Source organism: Streptomyces sp. NBC_01426 (assembly GCF_036231985.1).
In the GTDB taxonomy this organism is placed as follows: Bacteria; Actinomycetota; Actinomycetes; order Streptomycetales; family Streptomycetaceae; genus Streptomyces.
On record NZ_CP109500.1, the window covers coordinates 3,279,284 to 3,299,329 of the forward strand.

The 20,046-nt window shown below is 73.7% G+C and carries 15 protein-coding genes; 4 read left to right on the forward strand and 11 right to left on the reverse strand.

Annotated features, from left to right (window positions below):
* Positions 1-5 precede the first annotated feature (5 nt).
* Positions 6-1,082, forward strand: coding sequence for a C40 family peptidase (locus OG906_RS14255; protein WP_329443045.1), 1,077 nt, complete (start codon positions 6-8; stop codon positions 1,080-1,082).
* 33 nt (positions 1,083-1,115) lie between these two features.
* On the opposite strand, the gene OG906_RS14260 is transcribed toward OG906_RS14255, so the two are convergent.
* Both OG906_RS14260 and OG906_RS14265 read right to left on the reverse strand, forming a co-directional pair.
* Positions 1,116-1,835, reverse strand: coding sequence for a LuxR C-terminal-related transcriptional regulator (locus OG906_RS14260; RefSeq protein WP_267796806.1), 720 nt, complete (start codon positions 1,833-1,835; stop codon positions 1,116-1,118).
* Positions 1,832-3,139, reverse strand: a complete 1,308-nt coding sequence (locus OG906_RS14265) for an ATP-binding protein (protein ID WP_329443048.1) — start codon at positions 3,137-3,139, stop codon at positions 1,832-1,834. The genes OG906_RS14260 and OG906_RS14265 overlap by 4 nt, the downstream gene beginning before the upstream one ends.
* Before the next feature lie 131 nt (positions 3,140-3,270).
* On the opposite strand from OG906_RS14265, the gene OG906_RS14270 reads away from it, so the two are divergent.
* Positions 3,271-4,557: a PspC domain-containing protein gene (locus OG906_RS14270; RefSeq protein WP_329443051.1), complete on the forward strand. Its 1,287-nt coding sequence runs from the start codon at positions 3,271-3,273 to the stop codon at positions 4,555-4,557.
* Positions 4,544-4,768, forward strand: coding sequence for a hypothetical protein (locus tag OG906_RS14275; protein ID WP_329443053.1), 225 nt, complete (start codon positions 4,544-4,546; stop codon positions 4,766-4,768). Before OG906_RS14270 ends, OG906_RS14275 begins: the two co-directional genes overlap by 14 nt.
* On the opposite strand, the gene OG906_RS14280 is transcribed toward OG906_RS14275, so the two are convergent.
* From OG906_RS14280 to guaA, 4 genes are all read right to left on the reverse strand, one after another.
* Positions 4,714-5,217, reverse strand: coding sequence for a DoxX family membrane protein (locus OG906_RS14280; protein ID WP_267796811.1), 504 nt, complete (start codon positions 5,215-5,217; stop codon positions 4,714-4,716). The genes OG906_RS14275 and OG906_RS14280 overlap by 55 nt on opposite strands.
* 24 nt (positions 5,218-5,241) lie before the next feature.
* Positions 5,242-6,507, reverse strand: coding sequence for a hypothetical protein (locus OG906_RS14285; protein ID WP_267825904.1), 1,266 nt, complete (start codon positions 6,505-6,507; stop codon positions 5,242-5,244).
* A 144-nt stretch (positions 6,508-6,651) separates the two neighbouring features.
* On the reverse strand, positions 6,652-7,416 hold the full coding sequence (locus tag OG906_RS14290) for a class II aldolase/adducin family protein (protein WP_329443057.1): 765 nt from the start codon (positions 7,414-7,416) through the stop codon (positions 6,652-6,654).
* A gap of 134 nt (positions 7,417-7,550) precedes the next feature.
* Positions 7,551-9,137, reverse strand: a complete 1,587-nt coding sequence (guaA, locus tag OG906_RS14295) for a glutamine-hydrolyzing GMP synthase (protein WP_267796276.1) — start codon at positions 9,135-9,137, stop codon at positions 7,551-7,553.
* Between the two features lie 295 nt (positions 9,138-9,432).
* On the opposite strand from guaA, the gene OG906_RS14300 reads away from it, so the two are divergent.
* Positions 9,433-9,690: a chorismate mutase gene (locus OG906_RS14300; protein ID WP_267796277.1), complete on the forward strand. Its 258-nt coding sequence runs from the start codon at positions 9,433-9,435 to the stop codon at positions 9,688-9,690.
* A 340-nt stretch (positions 9,691-10,030) separates the two neighbouring features.
* Here OG906_RS14300 and OG906_RS14305 read toward each other — a convergent pair whose 3' ends face one another.
* From OG906_RS14305 to OG906_RS14325, 5 genes are all read right to left on the reverse strand, one after another.
* Positions 10,031-11,701, reverse strand: coding sequence for a peptidase (locus OG906_RS14305; RefSeq protein WP_329443062.1), 1,671 nt, complete (start codon positions 11,699-11,701; stop codon positions 10,031-10,033).
* A gap of 189 nt (positions 11,702-11,890) precedes the next feature.
* Complete coding sequence (locus OG906_RS14310) at positions 11,891-13,678, reverse strand: GMC family oxidoreductase (RefSeq protein WP_329443063.1); 1,788 nt, start codon at positions 13,676-13,678, stop codon at positions 11,891-11,893.
* Positions 13,679-13,703: 25 nt separating this feature from the next.
* Positions 13,704-15,335, reverse strand: a complete 1,632-nt coding sequence (locus OG906_RS14315; protein WP_329443064.1) for a succinic semialdehyde dehydrogenase — start codon at positions 15,333-15,335, stop codon at positions 13,704-13,706.
* A gap of 113 nt (positions 15,336-15,448) precedes the next feature.
* Entirely contained in the window at positions 15,449-17,101 is a 1,653-nt protein-coding gene (locus tag OG906_RS14320; RefSeq protein ID WP_329443066.1) for a serine/threonine-protein kinase, read from the reverse strand.
* A gap of 125 nt (positions 17,102-17,226) precedes the next feature.
* Positions 17,227-20,043 carry a hypothetical protein gene (locus OG906_RS14325; RefSeq protein WP_443067459.1) on the reverse strand — a complete coding sequence of 939 codons (2,817 nt, stop codon included), beginning with the start codon at positions 20,041-20,043 and terminating at the stop codon, positions 17,227-17,229.
* Between the last annotated feature and the right edge of the window lie 3 nt (positions 20,044-20,046).

Here is a 20,046-nt window from a genome sequence, read left to right on the forward strand (position 1 = left end):
CCCCCGTGGCAAGTCATCGAAAGCCCAGGCAGCGCCCGCTCTCCGGCCCCGCCGTACGAACGGCGGCCACCACCCTCGCCCTCGCGGGCGCTGCCACCGCCACCACCTTCGAAGGCGTCTCCCAGGCCGAGCCCCGCCAGACTCCCGCCCAGGTCGCGGCGGACGTGGACCGGCTCTACGAGGAGGCCGAGGCGGCGACGGAGCGGTACAACGGGGCGAAGGAGAAGGCCGACGAGGCCGAACGGGAGCTGACCGGCCTGCGTGACGAGGCCGCCCGCCGGACGGACCGGCTCAACACCGCGCGCGGCGCGCTGGGTTCCCTCGCCGCCGGCCAGTACCGCAGCGGGAGCCTGGGGCCCGCGGTCCAGCTGGCGATGGCCGAGGATCCGCAGGAGTACCTGGAGCGGGCCGCGTTCCTGAGCCGGGCCGGTGACCGCACCGCCGCCGAGGTGGCCTCCGTACGGGCGCAGTTGGACCAGGTCGCGAAGGTGCGCGAGAAGGCCTCCGGGCGGCTGGCGGACCTGCGCGGGCGGCGGGACGAGCTCGCCGAGACCAAGGCCCTCGTCGAGGGCAAGCTGGCCGGCGCCAAGCGGTTGCTGGCGAGGCTCACCGCGGAGGAGCGGGCGGCGTACGAGGCCCGCTCGGCGCCGACCACCGCCGCCGCGGCGGCATCGCCGGCGGGCGTGGCGTCCCCGGCCGGCCTGCGGACCGCCGCGCCGGCGCCGGCCGACGGTTCGCGCGCCGCGCGGGCCATCGCCTTCGCGCACGGGGCGATCGGCAAGCCGTACGTGTGGGGCTCCACCGGACCGGGTTCGTTCGACTGCTCGGGCCTGACGCAGGCCGCCTGGCGGGCCGCCGGGGTCTCGCTGCCCCGCACCACCTACACCCAGATCAACGCCGGGCGCCGGGTCGCCCGTGACCAACTGGCCCCGGGTGACCTGGTCTTCTTCTACTCCGGGGTGACCCACGTCGGCCTGTACATCGGGAACGGCCAGATGATCCACGCCCCGCGCCCCGGCTCGACGGTCCGGGTGGCCCCCGTGGACTCGATGCCCTGGGCGGGCGCCTCCCGACCCGCGTAGGGCCGAACCCGCAGGCCCGCGGCCCCCTCGGGGTCACACCAGGCGGCGGGCCGTGGCCCAGCGGGTCAGCTCGTGCCGGTTGGAGAGCTGGAGCTTCCTGAGCACCGCCGACACGTGCGACTCGACCGTCTTGACCGAGATGAAGAGCTGCTTGGCGATCTCCTTGTACGCGTACCCGCGGGCGATCAGGCGCAGCACCTCGCGCTCGCGCTGGGTGAGTCGGTCGAGGTCCTCGTCCACGGGCGGCGCGTCGGTGGAGGCGAAGGCGTCGAGCACGAAACCGGCGAGCCGGGGGGAGAACACCGCGTCCCCGTCCTGCACCCGGAAGATCGAGTTCACCAGGTCGGTGCCGGTGATGGTCTTGGTGACGTAGCCGCGCGCGCCGCCGCGGATGACCCCGATGACGTCCTCGGCGGCGTCCGACACCGACAGGGCCAGGAACCGCACCGGGTTCTCGGCGGCCGACATCAGGGGGGCGCAGCGCCGCAGCACCTCGACCCCGCCGCCGCCGGGCAGGTGCACGTCGAGGAGCACCACCTCGGGGCGGGTGGCGGTGATGACGGTGACGGCCTGGTCCACGTCCGCGGCCTCGCCGACGACCTCGACGCCGGTCCGCGCGGTCTCGCCGATCTCGGCCTGTACGCCGGTGCGGAACATCCGGTGGTCGTCGACGAGCACCACCCGGACCCTCCCCGGGCCGGCGTCGGGGGCTCCCCCGGTCGGCGCGCCGGTGTTCGCGTTGTCCTCGGTCATGCTGCGTTCGCCGCCCTCTCCATCTCCAGCTCGACTTCCGTGCCGCCGTCGGGCGCGGACCGCAGCCGCGCGGTCCCGCCGTTGCGCTGCATCCGGCCGATGATCGATTCTCGTACGCCCATCCGGTCGTCCGGTACCGCGTCGATGTCGAATCCGGGGCCGCGGTCGCGTACGGACACGAACACGGTGCGGCCCTCGACCTCCGCGTACACCTGTACCGGTCCGCCCTCGCCACCGTACTTGGCGGCGTTGACCATTGCCTCGCGTGCGGCCTGGATCTGGGCGGCCAGCTTCTCGTCGAGCGGGCAGTCGCCGACGACGACGACCTCGATGGGGACGCCGTGGTGGTCCTCGACCTCGGCGGCGGTCCGCTTCACGGCATCGGCGAGCGTGGTGGGTTCCTCGGCCTCGTCCTTGCCGGTGCCCTCGGGCTTGTAGAGCCAGTTCCGCAGTTCGCGTTCCTGGGCGCGGGCGAGCCGGCGGACCTCGCCGACGTCCTCGGCGTTGCGTTGGATCAGGGTGAGGGTGTGCAGCACCGAGTCGTGGACGTGGGCGGCGACCTCGGCGCGTTCCTGGGCGCGGATGCGCATCAGGCGTTCCTCGGAGAGGTCCTGGGTCATCCGGATCAGCCAGGGGCCGGCGAGCAGGGCGACGCCGACGAGGACGGCGAGGGTGGCGGTGAGGACGTTGCCCAGTTGGGCGGCGGAGCCCCGTACGACGATGAACACGGTCAGGCCCACGCAGACCAGGGCCACCCCGGCGAGCGCCCTGGCCGCCTGGAGCAGCCGGCCGTGCCGGCCGGCGGCGGCGCTCCAGTGGGCGCGGCGGGCGTTGTCGGCCTGCCGCCAGACCAGCACCACGCCGGCGCCGACGAGCAGCGTGGGCCAGATGTAGCGGCCGTTGGCGCCGCCGACCCGCAGCTGGGAGAAGAAGATGCCGGCGCCCACGCACAGCGCGATCAGCGCGGTGACCTGCCCCCTGTCGGGTTTGCGCAGGCGCCGGCTGCCGTCGGCGAGGGTCTCGAAGTAGGAGCGGTGTCCGGTGCGACCGCCGATGCCGAGCGGTACGAAGACCCAGAACGCGGCGTACAGCAGCACGCCGAGGCCGTCCCCCCACAGGAACAGGCCGAGGAACGCGAGGCGGACCCAGACGACGGGCAGCCCGAGGTGCCCGGCGAGCCCGCGCGCGACCCCGCCGAGCATCCGGCCGTCGGCGCTGCGGTAGAGCTTGCGGTGCGGTGCCTCGGAGCCCGGCGGGGACTCCTGTACGTGCGGGATGCGGGGGGCGGCTGCTGCTGCGGGCATGGCACTGATGGTCACACGGTCGGCGGTCGCGCGGCATCAGGGCAGCCCCCCACTTCGATCGGGGGGATATCAGGGTTGTCCCAGGGTCGGGCCGGATGCCTCGGGGGCCGACGGCCCGTCACCATGGACCCATGACCGACGTACACGAGGCCCCGCCGGCGGACTCCGGGACCCCCGCCCCTCCCGAACACCCTCCCCTGCGCCGCGGCAGGCGCGACAAGGTGCTCGCCGGCGTGTGCGCGGGACTCGGCCGGTACTTCGACCTGGACCCGGTGGTGTTCCGGATCGTGCTGGCCGTCCTCGCCGTCACCGGTGGCGTCGGCCTGATCTTCTACGGGTTCGCCTGGCTGCTGCTCCCCCAGGACGGCGACGAGGAGTCCGAGGCGAAGAAGCTGCTGACGGGCCGGGTGGAGGGGGCGACGCTCGCGGCGTTGTTCGCGGCGCTGGTGGGCTGCGCGCTGTTCCTGACGATGGTGGACAACGGCGGGCTCGGGGTGTTCTCGATCCTGGTGATCCTGGCGCTCGGCGGGGCCTCGTACTGGTCCCGGCGGCGGGCCGGCGCCGCGCCGCAGGCGCAGGCCCCACCGGCGTCCCGGGCGGTGCCGCCGCCGGAGACGCAGGCGCCGCCCGCGCCCGGCAGCCCCTCCTGGTGGCGGGACCCGCTGGTCAAGGACGGCACGACCGGTCCGGTGGGGGCCACCGGGTACCTGTGGGGTCCGGCGGACGTGGACGCCCCCGCGGACCGGGCGCCGAAGCCCGCCGCGCCGGTTTCCCGGGCGGTCGGGCGCGGTGGCATCGGCGGGCGGGTCTTCGTGCTGGCGCTGCTCGGCGGGGCCGTCGCCACCGCCTCGGTGTGGGAGGGCAGCACCCTCTCGCACGCCCTCACGGTCGGGCTGGCCGCCGCGCTGGCCGTCTTCGGGCTGGGGCTGGCCGTCAGTTCGGTCAAGGGCCGCACCGGCTTCGGCACCGTCCTGCTGTCGCTGATCACCGCCGGGCTCCTGGCGGGGGCGAGCGCCCTGCCGAAGGACATCGGCACGGACTGGCGGGACGTCTCGTGGCGGCCCGCCGCGGTGGCCGACGTACGGCCCTCGTACGAGGCGAGCACCGGGCTGGCGACCTTGGACCTGAGCCGGCTGGACGTGCCGAGGGGCACCACGCTGTCCGTCCGGGCCTCCATCGACGCGGGCCGACTGAAGGTGGTCGTGCCCCGCGAGGTCACCGCGCGGTCGGACATGACGGTCCGGTGGGGCGACCTGCGGCTGCCCGGCGAGCCGGGCGGGCAGGTGCGCGTGAAGAGGGGCGGCGAGCACCGGTCGGAGACCTTGCCCCCCGCCGCCGGCACCGAGGCCGGGGGAACGATCGAGCTGCGCCTCGAAGCGGGTGTGGGACAGGTGGAGGTGGCCCGTGCGGCGTCATGAGTTCCAGCCGGGACGGCTGATCGCGGGGCTGGTGCTGCTCACCGCGGGCACGCTCTGCCTGCTGGACGCGGCCGGCGAGGTGGACCTGCCCTGGTTCGCCGTGGTCCCGATGGCCGCGGGCGGCCTCGCGCTCGCGGCCGTCGTCGGGGTGGTGACCTACGCGGTGCGTCGGGACCGGCGCGAGCGGATCACGGAGTCCAGCGACAGGTAGGGCGCCCCCGCGAGGATCAGCGGGGTGCAGGCCATCAGGTAGATCAGGTCGTTGCCGTAGTAGTACGGGGTGACCGCCCAGGAGACCGTGAGCCACAGGCTGAGCGCGATCAACGCACCGCCCAGGGCGGCGATCCGGGTCAGCAGTCCGGCCAGGAGCCCGAGGCCCACCAGGAGTTCCCCGACGGCCAGGGTGACGGCGAAGCCGACGGGCGCCTTGAGCGCCAGGTCGACCAGGGCGGGGATCGCGGAGGTGTCGCGGACCCCGCGCATCAGGTCGCCGATGGAGCCGTCGCCCGCGGCGGAGAGGAACGCCGAGTCGGTCAGCTTGTCCAGACCCGCGTACACGAAGGTCACGCCGAGGAAGATCCGCAGGGGGAGGAGGGCGTGCCGGGCGGCGCGTTCCCGCAGTCCGGGGGCGGCACCGGAAAGGACGTCAGTTCGGGTCACGCCCCATGTCTACCCCGTCGCCGTTCACTCCGCCACGTCGATGCCGCAGCGGTTCGACTCCACTCCGGCGGCGGTCACCACCTGGACGTCGACGCGCCCCGGTTCCACCTCCGCCGGCACCGGCACGGTCAGCACCGCGTCGGACGGGTTGGTGAACCCGCCGGCGACCGGCACCAACGGCACGTGCACGTGGACCGTTCCGATCCGCACCACCAGCCGGGCCAGCATCTCCGGCGTCTGCGCGCCGGGCGGCACGAAGCCGACGCCGCGGATCTCGATGTCGTCCCCGGGGCGGACGGCCGAGTCCAGGTCCCCGGGCTCCCGTCTGCGCACCACCGACAGCACCAGCGGACGGCTGCCCTCCGCGTACTTCGCCGCGAGGTACACGGCCGCCGACAGGGCCACCAGCAGGGCCAGCGCCCACGGCAGTCGGGGCAGCCGGTCGGGGAACCGGGCCAGCGACACCGCCGCGAAGGCCAGCACCACCGTGGAGACCAGCACGTACTGGGCGTCCGCGAGGCTCCCCCGGCCGGCGTCGTCCGTCAGCAGGTCGGCGCCCGAGGGCCGGTCGGCGGGCAGCTTCTGGAGCCGCTGCCCCATGATCCGTACGGAGACCACCCGGCGCACCAGCACCGCCACCCCCGACGTCAGCGCGAGCACCGCCAGCAGCGGCAGCGCCCGCCCGAGCGCCAGCCCCGCGTACAGGGCCTCGCGTTCGGGCCCCGGCGCGGAGACGGCGAGCCGCAGCGCGGGTAGCAGGGCGGAGAAGGCGATCAGGACCAGCCAGGCGCTCGGCACGGCCTTGGAGGTGGACAGCCGGTTGTCCTCGCCGACCAGCGGGGCCAGCAGTCCGCCGCGCAGCGACTGGGCGCGGGACCCGACGGTGAGCAGCGCCACCAGCACCAGCGCGGCCAGCAGTCCGGCGGTGCGCGCCGACGACCAGCCGGCGCCCAGCGCGGTGCCGACCTGGACCAGCAGCAGCACCCCGGCGGCGATCCACAGGGCGAGGACGGCCCGCCGGGACAGCAGGTACAGCCAGGAGTGCCCGGCCTCGCGGCCCCGGTCGGCGACCGCCCGGGCGGACAGGGTCAGCTCGTCGGAGACCCACTGGCGGGAGGCGCCGGCGGATCGGGACAGGGCGGCGGGCAGGCCTTGGCCGGCGGCGAACTCCTCGCGCTTCTCCAGGAAGGCGGCCACCGCCCGGCGGTGTCCCTCCCGGGCTCCGTGGGGGCAGTCGTCGCAGGTGCAGGCGCCGCCGTGGGTACTTCTGGGGATCTCTTGGACAGCCACGTGCGTGCCGCCTCTCTGAACTCCGGTGCAATGCCAGCGAATTGTGCACCACTGCGACAGTGCTCCGGATTGCGCACGATGTCAGAGCAGGTGATTAACCGTTCATGATGTTGACGTCACCCGTCCGGGGGCGCGGGGACGGGCCTACGGCGCGACGGTCTGCCACAGCGGCTGGTAGCTCACCCAGGCCGCGAGGTCCGTCCCGAACCGCTCCCTGGTGGCGACCGCGGCGCGGTGGTCGACGGGCACCGGCTTCCCGGCCGCCCGGGCGATCAACTGCACCTGCGCGGCCCGCTCCGCCGCGATGAACCACCAGGCCGCCGCGTCCACGGAGTCCCCGACCGTCAACAGCCCCTGGTTGCGCAGGATCAGCGCCTTGTACGGGCCGAGCGCGCGGCCGATCCGCTCGCCGTCGCCGTCCCCGGCGTACTCGTCGAGGAGCGCGTGGTCCTCGTAGAAGGCGCAGGCCTCCCGGGTCACCGGGGCCAGCAGTTCGCCGAGGGCGGCCAGCGCCCTGCCGTACGGGGCCTGCGTGCGCACCACCGCCACCACCTCGGGCCGGGCCCGGTGCACGGTCGCGTGCACGGCGAAGGCCAGTTGGTTGACCCGCCGCTCCCCCAGGAGCACCCGGCCGTCCCCGTCGACCAGCAGCAGGTCCTCGGCGCCCAGCCCGGCAAAGGCCCGGCCGAAGGGGTTCACCCAGTAGCTGTCCTCGAACTCGGGGTCCCGTGCGGTGACGTGCCCGCCGACCCCGTCCTCGTACCCCAGCCGCCCGAACAGGCGCAGCGCCCCGGCGAGCCGTTCCCTGCGGTACGCCCGCTCGTCGGCCGGGTCCGTGTGCCGGGGCGGCAGCTCGAAGCGCAACCGGTCGGCGGGAACGGGTTCCGGGGCTGGCTGCTGGTCCGGCATGGGCCACTCCTCGCTGGGCGTCGACTCGGGGCGCAAGGTACCGGCACCCCGCCGAACCGGCCAGAGGAACGCCGAAGCCGCCGCTCCCCGAGGGAAACGGCGGCTTCGTCAGGTCCGGCGGGGCCGGGTGGGGGCTACTCCCACTCGATGGTGCCCGGCGGCTTGCTCGTGCAGTCCAGGACCACGCGGTTCACGTCCCGCACCTCGTTGGTGATGCGGGTGGAGATCCGGGCGAGCACCTCGTACGGCATGCGCGTCCAGTCGGCGGTCATCGCGTCTTCGGAGGAGACGGGGCGCAGCACGATCGGGTGGCCGTAGGTGCGGCCGTCGCCCTGGACGCCGACGCTGCGGACGTCCGCGAGCAGGACGACCGGGCACTGCCAGATCTCCCGGTCGAGGCCGGCGGCGGTCAGCTCGTGGCGGGCGATGGCGTCGGCCTCGCGGAGCAGGTCGAGCCGCTCCTTGGTGACCTCGCCGACGATGCGGATGCCGAGGCCGGGGCCGGGGAAGGGCTGGCGCTGGACGATCTCGTCCGGCAGGCCCAGCTCCTGGCCGACCATGCGGACCTCGTCCTTGAAGAGCTGCCGCAGCGGCTCGACGAGTTCGAACTCGATGTCGTCGGGGAGGCCGCCGACGTTGTGGTGCGACTTGATGTTCGCGGTGCCGGTGCCGCCCCCGGACTCGACGACGTCCGGGTACAGGGTGCCCTGGACCAGGAAGGCCACGTCCGCGCCGCCCTCGGCGATGATCTCGGCCTGGGCCTGCTCGAAGACGCGGATGAACTCGCGGCCGATGATCTTCCGCTTGGTCTCCGGGTCGGAGACGCCGGCCAGCGCGTTCAGGAAGCGCTCCTGGGCGTCGACGACCTTCAGCTGGACGCCGGTGGCCGCGACGAAGTCCTTCTCGACCTGCTCGGTCTCGCCCTTGCGCATCAGACCGTGGTCGACGTACACGCAGGTGAGCTGCGAGCCGATGGCCTTCTGCACGAGCGCCGCCGCCACGGCGGAGTCCACGCCGCCGGAGAGGCCGCAGATGGCGCGCTTGTCGCCGACCTGCTCGCGGATGGCCGCGACCTGCTCCTCGACGATGTTGCCGGTGGTCCAGGTGGGGGCCAGGCCGGCGCCGCGGTAGAGGAAGTGCTCCAGAATCTGCTGGCCGTGCGTGGAGTGCATGACCTCGGGGTGGTACTGGACCCCGTACAGCTTCTTCTCGTCGTTCTCGAAGGCCGCGACCGGGACGACGTTCGTCGAGGCGGTGACGGTGAAGCCCTCGGGGGCGGCGGAGCACGCGTCGCCGTGGGACATCCACACCGACTGGTTGTCGGGGGTGCCCTCGAAGAGGGTGGAGCCCGACTTGGAGACGGCCAGCGGGGTGCGACCGTACTCGCGGGCGCCGGTGTTGTCGACCTGACCGCCGAGGGTGACCGCCATCAGCTGGAAGCCGTAGCACATGCCGAAGACGGGGACGCCGGCCTCGAACAGGGCGCGGTCGATGGTGGGCGCGCCCTCTTCGTACACCGAGGACGGGCCTCCGGACAGGATGATCGCCTTGGGGTTCTTGGCGAGCATCTCGGCCACGGGCATCGTGCCGGGCACGATCTCGCTGTAGACCCGGGCCTCGCGGACGCGACGGGCGATGAGCTGGGCGTACTGGGCACCGAAGTCGACGACGAGAACCGTGTCCGGGGCGCTGTCGTGGGCGGCGGTGTGTGCTTCAGGCACGGGCAGGCCTTCCGGCGGAAGAGGGTGTGTTTTGTCGATTCTAACGGGGGACGGGTGGGCCGTTTCGTCTCACCATCCGAACCCGTTTGGCCGGGAGCGGGGTGGAAGGTCATAATCCGTTCCATGCGCGAGCAGCTGAGCTTCCTCTTTACCTATGGCACCGGTCGGTCCGGTCGCCATGGGTCATCGTGATGCTCGCTTGAGCCGCTGACTTCCCAGAGCGCCCCGGTCCGACAGGACCGGGGCGCTCTGGCGTTCCCGCTCCTGTCGGACCCACCACCCACAGGAGAACCTCATGTCCGTCACCACCCCCGAGCAGCTGATCACCGACTCCCGCGAGCGGATCGACGCCATCGACGACCGGATCATCGGCCTGATCCAGGAGCGGATGGCCGTCTCCACGGTGATCCAGGAGGCCCGGATCGGCTCCGGCGGCCGTCGGGTGCACCTCTCACGCGAGATGGAGGTGCTCTCGCACTGGAGCGACGCCCTCGGCAAGCCCGGCACCCAGCTCGCGATGACCCTGCTGGAGCTGTGCCGGGGCCGTGTCTGAGGCGGGCCCGGGGCGTGCGGGGCCGGTCGCGGGCGGGTGTTCGTCACTCGTCCGGACCGTGACCGGCCCCGGCAGCCTTCGTTGAGGGGGTGTCCGCGCCAGCCAGGCGCGGGTCCGCACCACCACGCGTGGCTCTGCCGGAGCGATGAGACGTACGGCCCGACGGTCGTGCGTCCGTGGGACCTCGCTCCTCCACGTGACCGGACGGCAGGGGACAGCAGCCCGGTCACCACGTGAGAAGACGGCCGGCCCGGGGGACGCCCCGGGCCGGCCGTTGTGCCATGCCATGAGAAAGCCGCGCGCGTGGGAAAGCCGCGCGCGGGAAGGCCGCGCCCCGGACCTACGTGCGCGCGGGGCCCCGGCGGCGGACCGCCACGTACAGCGCGCCGCCGGCGGCGATCAGCGCGGCGGCGCCGAGCGCGATCGGGCCGGCGGTGACGCCGGTGGAGGCGAGGTTTCCGCTCCCGTGGGCGGTGGTGCCCGTGCCCGAGCCGGTGCCGGTGCCGGTGCCCTTGGCGCCGGCGGCCGTGGCCGACGCGGTCGCCGTCGGGGTCGCGGAGGCGCCCGGCGAGGGGGTGCCGGCGCTCGTGGAGGGACGCGGGGTCGGGCGCGGACCGGCGCCGTCGTCCTCGGCGTTCACCACGAGGACGGCCGTGTTGTTGGCGGGGTTCGGGTCGAAGGAGTGCGGTCGCGGCGCGGTCGTGCCCCAGTCCCCGACGGTGACGGAGCCCTTGGCGTTCACCAGGGTCTTCTCCACCTTGAGGTCGAACGGGTAGACGGCCCGCTGGTTCTCGCGCACCGTGTCGCCGAGCGCGCACACGTAGCGGGGCGCGCCGAGCTGGTCGGCGCGCTCGCCGCCGGTGGCGGTGGTGGCGGTGCAGCCGTCGGGCTTGCGGACGACCCGTACGCCGTCGGGCAGCACGATGACGGTGCGGGCCGCCGAGTCGCCGGCGCGAGCGCTGCGGATCCAGGCCGGGCCCTTGTTCTCGAAGGCGAACGCGGTCGTCAGGGTGTCGCCCGAGTCGCCTTCGAGGGTCACGGCCGCCGTGGTGAAGTCGGCCGTGTTGCGGGTGTGGAAGTCGAAGGTGCGCCGGTTGTCGCCCGGGTTCAGGTCGACGGCGCGCGCGCTCGCGGCGGCCTTCGCGGCCCGCTTGGCGACGCCCAGGCGCTTGCCCGTGGGGGCCTTGCCGTCCCACTGCGCGGCCTTCGGCTCGTCGCCGGCCGGGTGGATGCCGTAGCCGAGCCGGTCGCTGTAGGCGTTCGGGTTGGCCTTGACGTGCAGCGGGCTGTCCCCGGCGAGTTCGTAGGTCTCGCCGGGCTCGAAGTCCCCGTCGACCGAGCACAGGGCCGTGGTGATGTCCGCGACGGTGCGGGTGCGGCAGTTGTCGTACGTCTCCACGAGGCTCATGCCGCGCGTGGTCTCCAGCTCCAGCACCACGCCCCTGGCCGCTTGGGTGCCCGCGTTCGTGAAGACGAGCGGCAGCGGCTGGCTCTCGCCGGGCCGGGGGTCGCCCTTGAGCGCCATCTCCCGCATGACGAGGTCCGGGCCGCCGACGCTGAGCCGGGTGGCGGCCGGGGTGATGGTGGCCCCGGCCGTCTTGCCCGTCACCGTGATCTCGCCGGTGTCGCCGTTCTTGGCGTTCTTGGCGGCGGCGACGAAGAGCTCGACGCGCGGCAGGGTGCCGCGAACGGTGCAGACGAGCGTGGTGGCGCCCGCCGTGCACTTCTCCTTGGCGCCGCCCGTGTTCTCCCGGACGGTCGCGATGCCGGCGACCTTGGTCAGGTCGACGGTGAGGACGGCCTCCCCGCCGAGGCCGCCGCCGGCCGACGGGACGCCGAGGGTGAAGACGAGCGACTCCTCCTTCGGGCTGCCGGTCGCCGGGGGCACCGGAAGCGGGAGGGCGGTGGGGCCGAGCACCGGGAAGACGGGGTCCGCGGCGTGCGCGGGGGTGGTGGCCAGTCCCACGGCCACCAGGCCGCAGGCGGCCAGGAGGGAGATGCGCTTTCTCATGCCCCCGTTGACCGTCCGGGGCGCGGGGCGGTTGCCTCGTTGACCATGTGATGGACACCACAGCCCTGTCGGGCCGATTCCGCTACAACCTTCCGGGGCGACCACCGGTCACTCATGTACATCGGCGGACACCGCGCTCGGAGGGGGAGCGCGGTGTCCGCCGCTGTCGTACCCGGCCGGGATCCGGCCTCAGTGCTCCGGTTCCGGTTGCCTCGGAGGTATTTCCGGGACGGCGAGGAACGGCAGCCGCAGCGCGCCGAAGGCGTCCTTCGGGACGGCCGGCCGGACCGGTTCCACGGCCGAGAGGCGGACGTAGCCGGCGCCCTGGGCGGGGCGCGGGTCCTCCTCGCCGTTGTTCGGCCAGTACGACATGGCCCGCTCGGCCTGCGCCGTGATCGTCAGCGACGGGTTGACCCCGAGGTTGGCGGAGACCGCCGAGCCGTCGACCACCGAGATCCCGGGGTGCCCGTACAGCCGGTGGTACGGGTCGACGACTCCCTCGCCCGGGTTCTCGCCGATCGGGCAGCCGCCGAGGAAGTGCGCGGTCAGCGGGGTGCCCATCAGCTCGCCGACGTTGCTGCCGGCGAACCCGTTGATCTCCTCGGCGAGCAGGGTCGCGGCCTCGGTGGCCTCCGCGATCTGTACCGGGTTGGGGGCGCCGTGGCCCTGCCGGGCGGTCAGCAGGCCCTTTCCGATCCCGCCGGGCTTGCGGTACGTGGTGAGGGAGTTGTCCAGGGACTGCATGACGAGCCCGATGATCGTCCGCTCCGACCAGCGCCGGTTGGAGAGCGAGCGCGCCAGTTGCACGGGGTGCTTGGCGGTCCGGGCGAACCAGGCCCGGACCCGGTGCTTGGCGTACGGCACCTGGAGGATGGTCATGAACCCCATGGCGTTGGAGCCCTTGCCGTAACGGACGGGCTCGATGTGGGTGTTCGCGTTGGGGTGCACGGACGAGGTGATGGCCACCCCGTGGGTGAAGTCGGCCCGGCGGCCCTCGCCGTGCCGCTTGCGGTAGCGCCGGTCGTCGGTCTGGGCGCCGACCAGGCCCTCGGAGTTGGTGCGGGTCAGTTCCCCGAGCCGGTCCGAGAGGCGGGGCAGCTCGCCCCGGTCCTTCATCGTGTGCAGCAGGGTCTGGGTGCCGTACGTGCCGGCCGCGACGACCACGTACCGGGCGCGCAGCACCTTGGCCTTGCCGCGGCGGCGGTGGTCGGTGGGGACGGTGCGGACCCGGTGGCCGCCGTCGGGGTGCTCGGAGATCGCGGTGACGGTGGTCATGGGGTGGATGACGGCGCCGGCGCGCTCGGCGAGGTGCAGGTAGTTCTCGTTGAGGGTGTTCTTCGCGCCGTGCCGGCAGCCGGTCATGCACTCGCCGCACTCGGTGCAGGCCTTGCGGGCGGGGCCCTTGCCGCCGAAGTACGGGTCGGCGACCTCCTCGCCGGCCCTGGCCCGGTGCCGGCCCTCGGCGTCCTCGCCGTCCCCGAAGAAGACGCCGACCGGGGCCATGTGGAAGGAGTCGGCGACGCCCATCCGTTCGGCGGCGGCCTTCAGGTGGACGTCCGAGGGGGTCGTCGTCGGGTTGAGCCGGACCCCCAGCATCCGCTTGGCCTGGTCGTAGTACGGGGCGAGTTCCTCGCGCCAGTCGGTGATGGAGGCCCACTGCCGGTCCTCGAAGAAGGCGGCGGGTGGCACGTAGAGGGTGTTGGCGTAGTTCAGCGAGCCGCCGCCCACGCCGGCGCCCGCGAGCACCATCACGTTGCCGAGCAGGTGGATCCGCTGGATGCCGTAGAGCCCGAGCGCCGGGGCCCACAGGTAGTTCCGCAGGTCCCAGCTGTTCTTCGGCAGGCTCTGGCGGGTGAAGCGGCGGCCTGCCTCCAGGACGCCGACCCGGTAGCCCTTCTCGGTGAGCCGCAGCGCCGAGACCGACCCTCCGAAGCCCGATCCGATGACGATCACGTCGTAGTCGTAGTCGTACGACACTGCGTTGCCTCCCGGGCGGTCGTGCCTAACGGAATCGGAGCGCCTTCATGACCTTGAGGCTGCGGGTCATGAACGCCGCGTACTTCTCGTCGTCCATGCCCAGCGAGGGGGCCATCGGGAGCAGCCGCTGGTGTGCGACGGTCTGCGCCTCGGTGTACTTGAGGATGCCCTCGGAGCCGTGCCGGCGGCCGAGGCCGGAGTCCTTCATGCCGCCCATGGGCGCCTGGGCGCTGCCGTAGGCGGGGGCGTAGCCCTCGTTGATGTTGACGGTTCCGGTGCGCAGGCGGGCGGCGACGGCGTGGCCGCGCCGCGCGTCCTTCGTCCAGACGCTGGAGTTGAGTCCGTAGGCGGTGGCGTTGGCCTGCGCGACGGCCTCGTCCTCGTCGGTGAACCGGTAGATGGAGACGACCGGGCCGAAGGTCTCCTCGCCGCAGACCGCCATGGGGGTCTCGACGCCGTCGAGGATGGTGGGCTCGTAGAACAGCGGGCCGATGTCGGGGCGGGCGACGCCGCCCGCGACGAGGGTGGCGCCCTTGGCGACGGCCTCGTCCACGTGCCGCTGGACGGTCTCCAGCTGGCGTTCGCCGACGAGCGAGCCCATGTCGGCGCCGTACGCGAGGGAGTTGCCGAGCCGCATGGCCTTGGTGCGGGCGGCGAACCGCTCGACGAACGCGTCCGCGATGGACTCGTGGACGTAGAGCCGTTCGATGGAGATGCACAGCTGCCCCGCGGAGGAGAAGCAGGCGCGGACGGCGCCCGCCGCGGCCTTCTCCACGTCGGCGTCGCGCAGCACGAGCATGGCGTTCTTGCCGCCGAGTTCCAGGGTGACGCCGACGAGGCGGTCGGCCGCGCCCCGGGCGACCTCGCGGCCGGTGCGGGTGGAGCCGGTGAAGGAGACGTAGTCGGCGTGCCGGACCACCTCGGGGCCGACGACGGGTCCCTCGCCCAGGACGATCTGGAAGACCTCGGCGGGCAGGCCGGCCTCGATCAGCAGGTCGCGGGCCCACAGGGCGGTCAGCGCGGTCTCCGTGTCGGGCTTCATGACCACGGCGTTGCCCGCGACGAAGGCGGGCAGTGCGTCGCCGACGGACAGTTCGAGGGGGTAGTTCCAGGGGGCGATCTGGCCGACGACCCCGCGCGGCTGGCGCAGTTCGGTGACCTTGGTGAGGGTGGGGATGGCTCCGGTGTGGCCCTTGGGGCGCAGGTACGAGGGGGCCTTGCGGCCGTAGTGGCGGGCGGCGACCGCGACGGCCTGCACCTCCTCGTGGGCGTGCAGCCGGGCCTTGCCGGTCTCCAGCTGGATCAGGTCGAGCACCTCGGCCTGCCGGGCCAGCACCAGGTCGTGGAAGCGCAGCAGGACGGCGGCCCGGCCGCGTGCGGAGACGGCGGCCCAGGCGGGCTGGGCGGCGCGGGCCCGGGCGAAGGCCTCGGCGACGTCCTCGGGCCCGGCCTCGGGCAGATCGGCCAGTTTGTCCCCGGTGAAGGGGGTGTGGTTGGCGGTGCGACCGGACCCGATCACTCCGCGGGTCAGCCGGGCGACGAGGTCGGGGGTCACCACGTCGGCGGCGGTACGGGCGCCGGCCGGGGCGGCGGCCACCGGGTTGGTGGGCTGCGGTGCGGCGCGGAGGGGGGCGGCGGGGGCCTGCGAGTCCGTCATGGCGGTGAGCGTATTCCGCCTGCGGTCCTTTGGGTACCCGCGGGTAACCGGATTTTGCCATTTCCGCCAGTGATCGCTGGCAGGATGGCCGGGCGAGGGGCCCCTGGCCCCCGTCAGCCCTTCTTGGGCGGGGGCTGCCAGCCGCTGAGCACCGTGTCGAACTGCTGCCGGGTCTTGGCCCAGTCGGCTGCCGGGCTCGACATGTAGACCGCGTACTCGGTGTCGTCCGGGGCCACGTACATCTGCTCGATGGCCCGGCGCGGACCGGCGTGCGTGCCCTTCTCGGTCAGGGTGAACTCCCAGATCGCGGCGCGGACGGTGTCTCGGTAGCCGTTCTGCTCCAGCTTCAGCCGCTTGTAGTCCGACCGGAGCTTGAGCTGCTTCTCCAGGTCCAGCAGGTGCACGTACGGGTTGTCGTAGTCCGGGGTCGGGTCGAAGGCGATCCGTACGAAGTGGTTGCCGTTGTCCGGGGTGTAGTCGATCTGGGTGCCGTTCATCTGGCGCTCCCAGCCCTCCGGGACGAAGAGCGTGAAGCCCGCCGGGTCGACGACCTTCTTCCAGCCCGCGGGCGGGGTGAGCGCCGCCTGCGGCTTGCCGTCACCGGACTGCCCCTGGTCGGGGGCGCTGACGTTCTTGTCCTCGCCCTCGGCCCTGCCCTCCGTGTACTTGAGCACCCCGAAGACCCCGCCGCCGCCGAGCAGCGCCGCGACCAGGGCCACCGCCGCCGCCCGCTTGATGCGGCCCGGGAACGGCACGGGGGCGGAGGCCGGGGACGACTGCTCGGGGAGGACGGTGGTGCCACCGGGTTCACCGGCGGTCGGGGGTCGCGTCCGGGGCTCCCGGGCGGACTCCTCGACCCCGGCGGCATCCCGGGCGGGGGACCGTTCCTCCGCGCTCATCGCACGCGTCGGGACGTACGCCTGGGCCGACTTCGGCTCCCGGCCCTCCATCGCCTCGATCAGCATCCGCTCGGCCTCCGAGGCCGAGGGCCGCTCCGCGGGGTCCTTGCGCAGCAGTGCCGTGATGACGGGGCCCAGCGCCCCGGCCTGACGGAGCGCGGGCGGCTCGTCGTTGACGACGGCCTGGAGGCTGGAGATGGGCGAGGTGCGCCGGAACGGCGAGCGGGCCTCGACCGCGGTGTAGAGCGTGGCGCCGAGCGACCACAGGTCGGAGGACGGGTCGGGGGCGCCGCCGGTGACCCGCTCGGGAGCCAGGTAGTCGATGGAGCCGACGAGTTCACCCGTGCGCGTGATGGACGAGTCGCCCTCGATCGCGGCGATCCCGAAGTCGGTGAGCAGGACCCGACCGTCCTTGGCGAGCAGGACGTTGCCCGGCTTCACGTCCCGGTGCAGCACTCCCACGGCGTGCGCGGCCCGCAGGGCGCCCAGCACGTGCAGCCCGATCCGGGCGGCCTCACGGGGCTCGATGCGGCCCGCCGCCTTCGCCGCCTCGGCGAGGGAGGGACCGTCGATGTACTCCATGACGATCCACGGGCGGTCGTCGTGCTCCAACACGTCGTGGACGGTCACGACCGCCGGGTGCTGGATCCGGGCCGCGGCCCGGGCCTCCTTCTGCGTCCGGGCATGCATGACCTCCCGGTCGGCCTGGGCCACGTACAGACCTGCCGTCAGCTCCTTGACCGCCACGGTCCTGTGCAGCAACTCATCATGCGCGCGCCACACCTTGCCCATGCCGCCGCGGCCGATGGGCTCGACGAGCCTGTACCGGCTCGCGAGCACTGCACCCGCACCTGTCTGCTGTTCCACGAAACCTCGCCGCTCTGTGCACTTCGGGCCAGATTACGGAGCTTGCGCGCGATGCCGACACCGCGCGGGCGCGGTGAGACAGCACTGTGACGCAATCGCCGCATTGACATGCCGTCAGCGCTCTGTCAACCCCCTGGTTTGTAACTCCCCGTGGCCTTCTCGAAGACCTCGGTGACCCTTCCTTCCTCGTCCTGCGGTCCGGTCACCAGGACCACGTGATAGACCCCACCCAACGCGACGACGAAGTTCCGCGCCACGACGCTCCGTCCCGCCGAGTCGATCCACGTGTACCGCCCGGTGACCCGGACCTGTTGGCCCACCGTGGTCGACTTGACGTCCCCACCGCTCGCCCAACTGGAGTTGCGGTACGGGGACAGCTCCGGCTCCTTGTCCTTCTGGTACGTGAGCGGGTCCGGCCTGCCGCCCTCGACCTTGTCCCGTCCCGGCACCACCGTCAACACGAATTGACCGTCCACGTACCGGACCTGGCCCGCCTCGTTGATGCCGCGCCGTTCCCAACCGTCGGGAACCGCCATCTCGAAGTGCTCGGGGTCCTGTTGGGTGGTGTACCCGGGCGGCGCGGGCACGGGCGCCTTGCTCTGCGAGGCGGGCTTGGACTCCGGGGTGCCCGAGGGCGTCCGGCCGGGGCCCTGGCCGGACGTCGGCGGCGCGGAGGAGACGGGAGGTCGCGCAGTGGCGCCGCCCGGCTCCCCCTGCGCCCGCTGATCCGCGGAGCGGGGCATGAACAGCAGGGCGTACCCCACCGCCGCCGCGAGTAACGCGAGCACGCCGACCAGCAGGGTCCGCCCGAGGGAGCGCGGCTTGCGGCGCGGGGCGTCCGCGCTGCGGTGGCGGCCGTGCACGTCGCCGCGCCTGCGCACGACGGGCAGCCGGGTCGGGTCCGGCTCCGGCATCGGCAGCATCCCGAAGGCGCCGTCGGGTTCGGGGGCGGAGCGCACGAGCGAACGCAGCCAGCCGCGCAACTCCTCGAAGTCGGGCCGTTCGGTGGGGTCCTGACGCAACAGCGACTCGACGATCGGGCGCAGCGGGCCGCATTCCTCCGCGAAGGCGGGGGGCTCGGAGCAGACCATCTCCACGAGGTCGGGGACGCTCTCCTCGGGGTACGGGGCGTGCCCCTGGACGGCGCGGTACAGCAGCGCGCCGAGTGCCCACAGGTCGGTGGCGGGGCCGACGGGCGCGGCCAGTTGCCAGTGCCCGTGCACGGGACCGGCCTGCTCGGGCGCCCAGCGCTCGGTGACGGCTCCCACGACGGCCATCCGGGTCTGCCGCGCGCGCTCGGCGTCCAGGCCGGTCCTGGGGCCACCGCCGCCGATGCGGGCGCCGGACCAGCCGACGACGCCGACGGGCGGCGGGACCGGCTCGGGGATCGACCGCGGGGTCGGCTGCGGGATCGGCCGCGATGCCGGGCGGGGCACGGCGATCCCGGTCCCGGGCTGCGGCTCGCCCGGCCGCACGGCCGGGAAGGGGCCGGACGGGTCCGGGGGTTCGGCTTGGCGGTACCCCTGGGGCAGGGCGAGCTGCGCGGGCAGCGCGGGCACGTTCACGGCGCCCGGCGACTCGGCGTCGGGCGCGGTGCCGTGCTCCGGGTCGTAGGCGGACTCCGGGTCGTAGGCAGACTCCGGGTCGGACGTCGGCGCGTACGCGGAGTCCGGGGCGGGGGCCGGGTCGGAATACGGTTCCCGCTCGGCGGCCGGGTCCGTGTCCGGGTCCGGCCGGCGGCGCGGGGTGGCGCCGTGCCAGGGCGCGGCCGGCTCGGCATCCGGGCCCCCGTACGGGTACGAGTACCCCTGAGGCAGGTTCGAGCCCTCCGGGCGCGGCTCGGGTGCGGCGCCGGTGCCCGCCCTGCGTTCCTCCTCGACCTTGGCCGCGGCCGCCCGCGCGCCGGCCCGGTAGGCGGCGATGGAACCGGCCCGCGCGGCGGCCTTGAGGTCGGGCCGCTCCTCGGAGGACGCCGGGGTGTCCGCGGGACCTGCCTGGAGCGCCGGAAGCACCGGGATCGGGGGGCGTTCCGGGGTGATGTGGTCGGAGTACCGCGGCCCGGTGTCGTACCCCGGAGCCACCAGAGGCGCGTAGGCGATGCCACCGGACTCCCGCGCGGGCGGAAGCGTCCGGGATGCGGATTCGGGTCCGGGCTGGGGTTCGGGCTCGGGTTCGGGGGCGATCGGCGGCCGGCCGGGGCCGGGGATCCGGCCGTACGGGTCGGTCGCCCGCGTGCCGGGGCCGGCTTCCCCGCGCACGGGGTCGTGGCCCGACGGGCCCTGCCACGGCGGTCCTTGGGGCGTCGGGTACCGGTCGATCGGCTCGGACGCGGAGAGCGAAGCGGAGGGGTCCGTACCGATCCCGGCGCCCTCGGGCACCGGGTCGTACCCGCACAGGGCCTCTTCCGCGGCGCCCGCCGCGAGCCCCGTCAGGACGACCCGGCCGTCCTCGCATATCAACACGGTCCGCACGGTGATGTTGCGGTGGGTCCAGCCGTGCGCGTGCAGCACCCGCAGCGCGGTCAGCACGTCGGCGGCCACCTCGGCCGCGCGGTAGGGGCTCAGCGGTTCCTCGGCGATCAGCGCCGCCAACGGCCGTGCGGGAACGAGTTCGCTGACGATCCACAGCGAACCGCCCTCCGCGAAGACGTCGAAGACCTGGTCGAGGCGCGGATGGTCGGGTACCGAGGCGGCCGCCTGCGCCGCCGCGATCGCCCGGCGCACGGCCGGGAGTTCGCCGGGCGACCGACGCCCGGTCGCCGGACCGTGCGTCCCGTCCAGCAGCTCCGCGTCCACGATCTCGGGCAACGGCACCTGCCGGACCAGGACTTCCTGACCGCTGCGGGTGTCGAAGGCCCGGGTCTCGACCGGCTCGTACTCGTCCGACGGCGGCAGCGGCAGACGGTATCGGTCGGACAGGATCCGACCCGCGTAGTCCTCCACATC

What these genes read in the sequence shown, in the direction of transcription:
- OG906_RS14305 (WP_329443062.1), bottom strand. Translation starts at nt 11,701, where the DNA reads ATGAGAAAGCGCATCTCCCTCCTGGCCGCCTGCGGCCTGGTGGCCGTG.
- OG906_RS14265 (WP_329443048.1), bottom strand. Translation starts at nt 3,139, where the DNA reads ATGCCCGCAGCAGCAGCCGCCCCCCGCATCCCGCACGTACAGGAGTCC.
- OG906_RS14290 (WP_329443057.1), bottom strand. Translation starts at nt 7,416, where the DNA reads ATGCCGGACCAGCAGCCAGCCCCGGAACCCGTTCCCGCCGACCGGTTG.
- OG906_RS14260 (WP_267796806.1), bottom strand. Translation starts at nt 1,835, where the DNA reads ATGACCGAGGACAACGCGAACACCGGCGCGCCGACCGGGGGAGCCCCC.
- OG906_RS14315 (WP_329443064.1), bottom strand. Translation starts at nt 15,335, where the DNA reads ATGACGGACTCGCAGGCCCCCGCCGCCCCCCTCCGCGCCGCACCGCAG.
- OG906_RS14270 (WP_329443051.1), top strand. Translation starts at nt 3,271, where the DNA reads ATGACCGACGTACACGAGGCCCCGCCGGCGGACTCCGGGACCCCCGCC.
- OG906_RS14300 (WP_267796277.1), top strand. Translation starts at nt 9,433, where the DNA reads ATGTCCGTCACCACCCCCGAGCAGCTGATCACCGACTCCCGCGAGCGG.